Genomic DNA, 307 nt, shown 5'->3' on the forward strand with positions numbered 1-307 from the left:
AGGGGGGAGATAACCGATTCTGGCTGTCAGAAAGTACAGGCAGCGGTTTTGTCGCGCCCCACATGGTGGTCGCTGAAGGCGGCACCTTTCAGGCCGGTCAAGCGCAATACGCCGACGTCAATGGTGACGGCAAAGCCGATCTCCTCTTTCAGGACAACGACAACAATTTCTACTTGTCAGAAAGTACAGGCAACGGCTTTGCGTCGCCGCATCTTGTTATTGACCATGGCGGCAGTTTCCAAACCGGCCAAGCGCAACTTGCCGACATGAATGGCGATGGCAAAGCCGACCTCATCTTCCAGGGGAA

Annotated in this window: 1 protein-coding gene; it reads left to right on the forward strand. The window is 55.4% G+C overall.

Features of this window, described 5'->3' with window-relative positions:
• Positions 1 to 307 (forward strand): FG-GAP repeat domain-containing protein (locus EJ903_RS26640; RefSeq protein WP_148105342.1); only part of this gene is annotated, 307 nt, incomplete at both ends.

Source organism: Azospirillum griseum (genome assembly GCF_003966125.1).
Classification (GTDB): Bacteria; Pseudomonadota; Alphaproteobacteria; order Azospirillales; family Azospirillaceae; genus Azospirillum; species Azospirillum griseum.